Origin of the sequence: uncultured Mobiluncus sp., assembly GCF_947087965.1 — a bacterium.
Lineage (GTDB): Bacteria > Actinomycetota > Actinomycetes > Actinomycetales > Actinomycetaceae > Mobiluncus.
Window position 1 is genome coordinate 1 of record NZ_CAMUES010000013.1, and the last position, 3837, is coordinate 3837.

A 3837-nucleotide genomic window follows, 5' to 3' on the forward strand; every position below is an offset into this window, starting at 1 on the left:
GATTTGGCAGTTATTTATAATTTGACACGTCGGTTTTAGGCAGTATGTTTAACCAAATAACAGTTCGCTAAAGTACTAGTAAAGGAGGGAACTGAGTGTCTAAACCTTCACGAATCGTGGGGCTTGATGTAGCGCGCTCACTCGCGATCATCGGAATGATAGTTATCCACATGGCCTCGCTACTTTGGAGTACCAAAGTAATACTCTCTGGCCTACCCGCATCATTATTTGCCATCATCGCCGGCGCGACGATGATGATTATTGGACGCAACTACACCAGCACCACTTTCTTGCGGCTGATAGCCCGAGGCGCTTTAATCATCCTCATCGGCCTGGCACTACTGCCCGTGGGTGGACAAATCCAAGTGGTTCTCATCGTAATGGGCCTGGTAATGATCCTAGTTTCCTGGATGCCCGCATTGGGAACGTGGTGGAGGCTCGGTCTATTTATTGCCGCCACAATCGCCGCAACAATCGTTTACGCCCCCATCGAACTGCCACAGATTTATCCGCTATTGGCATGGATTGCATACTTCATCGGTGGCATGCTTCTTTTCGATGTGTACCTGCGCGGCCGACTACATCGCAACCCCGATGAGAACAGCAACCCTAACACTCGACTGAGCTGGATCGTAACCGCTATCAGCGTTGTCATCGCTGGTATCGGCATCTACTTCCGATTTGACCCAGACATTCCCAGCTGGCTCAGCTTTACCGGTCACACCGGTGTTGCCGGAGAGATTATCCTCTCCGTTGCCGTTGCAGCCGTAGTGATTCACCTATGTGTGCTCATAGGCGATCTCTCTTCAACCTTGGTTTACCCTTTCGCTGCCATGGGAACAATGTCGCTAACCATTTACATTCTGCACATTCTCACCGCTTTCTACTGGCAGCAAAATGTCGCGTTGCATTCCACTTTGTCAGCAATCGGTTTCATCGTATTCTTCCTCGTCGCAGCCAGCCTCTGGAAGAAGTTTGCAGGACAGGGTCCTGCTGAGAAACTCGTTGCCACCACGATCAAGGCCATTGTTCCTTCTAAGAAAGGGAATTAACCGTGAAAAAAACATCTTTTTCGATCGCGACCATTGCCAGCGCCGTCCTTCTAATGACTGCCACTCCGGCTCTCGCACTCGAATATGGAGATCCGGCGCCCGATAATGCGGAAAGCAGTTCCGTTGCCGCGCTCAAAATGGGCAAAATCGGCAGCTTTGGTGACTGCACAGGCACACTCATTGCCGACCAGTGGGTACTCACAGCGCGCCACTGTCTAGAGTCAGTCAACAATGAAGGCACCCAGGCACGCATCGCTGGAAAGGTCTACAACGCTGATTCCTGGGCTCTTTCGCCCACATCTGACGCGGGGTTACTTCACCTGACTGAGAAAGTGACTAACGCAACCCCCGCAAAAATCTCCCACGATATTCCAACCCCAGGTCAGACGGGAACTCTTTACGGTTGGAGTAGCAGCTCGTCAATGGCACGATCTGGACAGCTACCAATGGCCAAAATGGTTGTCAAAGAGCTACTAGGTGGCGCACCTTCCGGTTCTGACACGCCGAGTGCTCCCGAAACTCCTTCCGATTCCAAGGCACCTACCGGCGCTGATGCGTCTACAGAGACTGCCCCGCCACAGGCTCTACCGTCAAAACCTGGAATGTCAGAATCCAGCCAAACCGAGTCTAATCCTGAGGGGATGTCGGAAGTCCCAGCCGACAACTCCATACAGCCTAGGATTGAAACCTCTATCTTGGATGTGCAGTCAGTTTCTGGAGCTGGCATGCAGGGCGGTGACTCTGGTGGCCCGTTCTTTGTCGACGGAAAGCTTGCGGGACTTGCTACCGCTGGAACTGCCAATGGGGATCCGGACCTTCCCTCCCCTAGTGCTGCAATCACCACAGTTGCAGGCACCGCCGAATGGATCGACAACATTGTCTCTGGCCGCGACACCCAAAGCGTTCTAACTGCAGAAAACACTCCTGCACCGCCAAAGAACATTCAAACCAGTGGCGATAATATTTGGGGTTACCTTGCGATCGCACTCGTAGGCCTTGCGGTGGGAGCAATCGGCTCACGTATCCGCAATGCGCGCCAGTAAGGATTCCTACTGGACTGTCTAGCGAATAGCATTTCACCCTTTGAAGCCGTCTCCCAGAAAACTGGGTGGCGGCTTCAAACATTAGCTCTTTTACAGTCATGCGACCCGTATCTGACCCCCTTGCCTACTGAAGTTCACAACCGATCAGCATTGCTGCTGAACCAACAGGAAGATCATAGAAAGCCAGTAACCGAAACCTGGCTCAATCCGTGCTCGGGTCACGAAACACGGGCGTTAAAAGTGTACGGCTCCGTTAGGCCGTGTACTGGAGGGCTATGCGATCTTCCGGATGACGATCGTTCAGATAGAGGACGGCCAGGAAGAACCACTCCGCTGGTTTCATCAAAAACCACACAGCATCAGCCGCCCACTGCGATCTGATCAGCTTGGCAACCGGGAAGCCATACGTGTCATATAAGCGCCGAATAACCCGATGGGTTCTGGGCACACGCTCTTCCAGTACCTGCTCAAACGCATTGGCCACAAGCAACTGGCGATTCACAACCACCGGCCGGCCATGACGCAGGCCCATGCGGATTGGTTTTACCACCGCTCGGTGTCCGCCGGCGGCCACAGTGCAAAGGTAGTGTTCGTCAAAATACACGTTTTGCGGGGCAACCTGCTGTGACAGATTCCAGTCACTGGTCTCCGTAAATGCCCTCACCACCATGCTCGGCGATTGCCCAAACAAAGCTAGAATCCCGACCAGCACGGCAAGTAGCGGGAGCGCCACCACGAACCCTAGAAGCGGCCAGCGCTTCGCGTCAGCCACCATTGCGTCGAGTTTGCTCAATACCGAGGAGCTGTCGATGCGGCCTCGTCTATCTCCATCAGCTTCGTAGGCGCGCACTTGGATTGCAACTATTTTCACCACAATCGCAAGCACAGCCAGCAAAGGTAGAACTAACAGCGCGTCTAGGCGCTTTTCAAAGGTTGTGATCTGGATAGTCCACACCAGGCCGAACACAACGCCCAAGTAGAGCCCCGCAATCGCAATCACAACTACGAGGGGCGGCAACTGTCTGGCTTCGTTAAACCGCAAAATGAGGAATCCGAGTACGAACAGTAGCGCGATGAACAGCACGTGTGGCCATGCCCGCGTGTAAATCGGCGCGTGGGTTTGGTAGTTGACCAGCTGGACGTGCCAGTCCGCAGTAGGCACAACCTCTTTGAAGAACCCTAGGTATCCGAACTCATAAACCGCTATGACACACAGGGTCCAAACGTCCAGGCCCGCATCGAGAACCGGCAGGTCCTTACCACTCCCCGCTTTGGCCGCACGGATTATTTGGCTGACAGTCAGCGCTACTGGGTAACCGGCCGCGAGCGCGACGAGGGCTCCTCCAACCAGAATCTGCCCGAGAATCTGACTTGCGCCTGAAGGAGGTTGGGATACGAGGTAGGCAATCGCTCCGGTGATTCCGATCAACAGAGCCAAAACGATTCGCGAAAAAGAGGGGTGCTTGCTGGCGTAGCGGTACAGCTTCACTTGTCCTCCTGTCCTGCAAGACATGATACACGCGTTTTCTAGACCATTGAACTAGCGCAGGACTTTACCGGCCATATAGTGCTTAGCTCCGTTGATGTCGCACACGTAACGGGCGCGACCCCAAATAGCTCGAAGTCGCGCCCAGTATATGCGCGTGGTTAGCGAATATTGTCGATTACTACTATAAGTAGGCTTGTCAAGTTGTTTGTGTAAGTGGGGGTTTATAGGTGGGGTTCCATGCGGTCGGGGAATA

3 protein-coding genes are annotated in these 3837 nt (G+C 53.6%); 2 read left to right on the forward strand and 1 reads right to left on the reverse strand.

What is annotated here, in order from left to right:
* Window positions 1–95 precede the first annotated feature (95 nt).
* Entirely contained in the window at window positions 96–1052 is a 957-nt protein-coding gene (locus Q0V70_RS09620; RefSeq protein WP_277035336.1) for a DUF418 domain-containing protein, read from the forward strand.
* A 2-nt stretch (window positions 1053–1054) separates the two neighbouring features.
* On the forward strand, window positions 1055–2095 hold the full coding sequence (locus tag Q0V70_RS09625; RefSeq protein ID WP_297591277.1) for a trypsin-like serine protease: 1041 nt from the start codon (window positions 1055–1057) through the stop codon (window positions 2093–2095).
* 253 nt (window positions 2096–2348) lie between these two features.
* On the opposite strand, the gene Q0V70_RS09630 is transcribed toward Q0V70_RS09625, so the two are convergent.
* Window positions 2349–3584 (reverse strand): DUF6688 family protein, encoded by a 1236-nt coding sequence (locus Q0V70_RS09630; RefSeq protein ID WP_297591280.1) that lies wholly within the window; start codon window positions 3582–3584, stop codon window positions 2349–2351.
* Window positions 3585–3837 lie beyond the last annotated feature (253 nt).